This window comes from Labilibacter marinus (assembly GCF_001659685.2).
In the GTDB taxonomy this organism is placed as follows: domain Bacteria; phylum Bacteroidota; class Bacteroidia; order Bacteroidales; family Marinilabiliaceae; genus Saccharicrinis; species Saccharicrinis marinus.
The window spans coordinates 1-1942 of the sequence record NZ_LXYE02000027.1 but is presented as its reverse complement, the minus strand read 5'-3'; the positions used below and the strand labels follow the sequence as shown (position 1 = coordinate 1942).

The following is a 1942-nucleotide window of genomic DNA, read 5'->3' as shown; positions in this document are numbered from 1 at the left end:
GACCAATAAGGCCATCAATGGTGAGGTCGGCATTAAACGATTTGTTTAACATACGTTGGATGTTTCGGCTTCCCCAATGGCCACTATTGACACACCAGTCGAAGATGATTTCTTGTAGGCAATAATGATTAATCTTATCTATGTTATAGTTGTTGTAGAATGTATGTTTATAAAACTCCTTTGCCAAGTTGGTTAATTGAGGATTGTTGATTTTTTCATTGTGTTTGATAATACCATGCTTTGTTTTGTACGCATCCACAAAGTTCCATCCTTCCCAATGAGGGTGTAGGTTTCTTGCAATACCCATGTAGGTTTCTCCGCCGCGGTCGCCGGTAACATTGGCGTAATAGCCTTCGTGTTTGATTACTTTTTCAAAGAGCTTGTGGAATGTTTTCATGTTTAATCGTGTTGAAGTGATGTAGTTAAATGGCAAGGCAACCATATTTAGAATTTGAAAAAATGATTTCCTACCGTCTGCTCAAGCCACAGAGGCTCCTACTTTCTCCTACAGTCGAGAAAGTATGCAAAGAGTCCGCCGACTGCGACATTCACTTACCCACTAATGTTTTATTGATTAGAAATAAAGAACTCGCTTCGCTCAAACAGCTTTATTTCTTGTAATCAACTAAAACAAGTGGGGCCCAAGCTGCATTGTCGATGCCGGTTGCGCAACCTGAAGCTTCGTATATTTTTAAATGCGACACCCTTATTTGAATGGGTTTGTTGTGATATCGTTTTTGGTGACTTCCCTTATTTGTTTTGGTTAGCGATGGTTTTGTCTTTGTCGGCGGAGCTTTTGCTGGAGCCAAAGAAATAGGATAGAACCATGCTGAAGCCTGCAACAAGGGCTCCGAAAAGTTGATTTACAGGGCCATTGTTTGCTGTCTTGATAGCATTGTCGCCAATAATCATCACAGCAATTAGGCCAAAGAAACCCAGTACAATAACTATGGCTAGAGACATCATAAGCCAGTCGCGATGGCCAGTTGCTTTCGTTAGTGCTGCTTCTCGATTACGAGCGCTTTGTTTATCGGATAAATAGGCTTTGGTTTCTTCTATCTGCAGAGTGACTTCTTGTAATGCTAGTTTTTCTAATTCAACTTTTTGATTGCTTTCAAACTCCTTGAGTTTCATGATGAGGTCGGGACGATTATGAAGTATTTGTTCCATATGTTTTTCATCTTCGAACTTGAAACCAGTTACCGATTGAATTAATTCAAATACGGGTTTTGCAGTACCTCCAGTAAGGATGTTTGCTAATAAGGGTAGTCCTTTGGAGAGGAGGGTTTTACCTAGTGAGTTTTTCATATTTTAAGTTTTTAGTGGATAGTGATATTGGTATAATGGTACTTTAAGTGGAAAGTCACTTTGTAAATTGATAGAATTATACTTTGCTCGAGCCGCAAGGGCTTTTCATTTTTGCCTACAGCTGCAAAAATGAAACAAAAAAAGCCGCCGCTGACATGAAAAAGCTAAAAATCACTGCTCTGCACTAAAAGAAAAGAACTCGCTGCACTCAAACAACTTTTCTTTCTTAACGTTTCGTTTAATGATTTTATTCACCAAGGTTTATTCTAATAGGTGTTCATGAACTCCTACGTCGTTTCATAACGCTTTTGCATGAAGGCGGAAAACACTCTCCGCGATAAGGAATCTCACATTCTTCTGTTTTAATTCTCATTTTAACCTAAACGTTAGTTTATAAATAATTTAAAATTCGTGCGGTCATTAGCACTAGAATTAACAGTAGCCAACGCCAAAACTTTTAATAATTACTTTCTTTTATCCATGGCCTCATCGGGAAATGAAATTACGTTCATCATTTCTCGGAGTCTGCTTCGGACACGGGCACCGTATTGCGTTTCAATTTCGGATGCATTGAGGTTGGTGGTTACATGGGTGATGAGGTTGTCGGAAATAAAGAGGTCGTATCTGGAGAGTA

2 protein-coding genes are annotated in these 1942 nt (G+C 39.2%); both read right to left on the bottom strand.

What is annotated here, in order from left to right; translation table 11 throughout:
* The coding region (locus A8L32_RS11905; protein WP_158027236.1) for a glycosyl hydrolase 108 family protein at positions 1 to 397 on the bottom strand (397 nt) is incomplete at its 3' end.
* Positions 398 to 750: 353 nt separating this feature from the next.
* Positions 751 to 1308, bottom strand: coding sequence for a hypothetical protein (locus tag A8L32_RS11900; RefSeq protein WP_075590596.1), 558 nt, complete (start codon positions 1306 to 1308; stop codon positions 751 to 753).
* Between the last annotated feature and the right edge of the window lie 634 nt (positions 1309 to 1942).

What these genes read in the sequence shown, in the direction of transcription:
- A8L32_RS11900 (WP_075590596.1), bottom strand. Translation starts at nt 1,308, where the DNA reads ATGAAAAACTCACTAGGTAAAACCCTCCTCTCCAAAGGACTACCCTTA.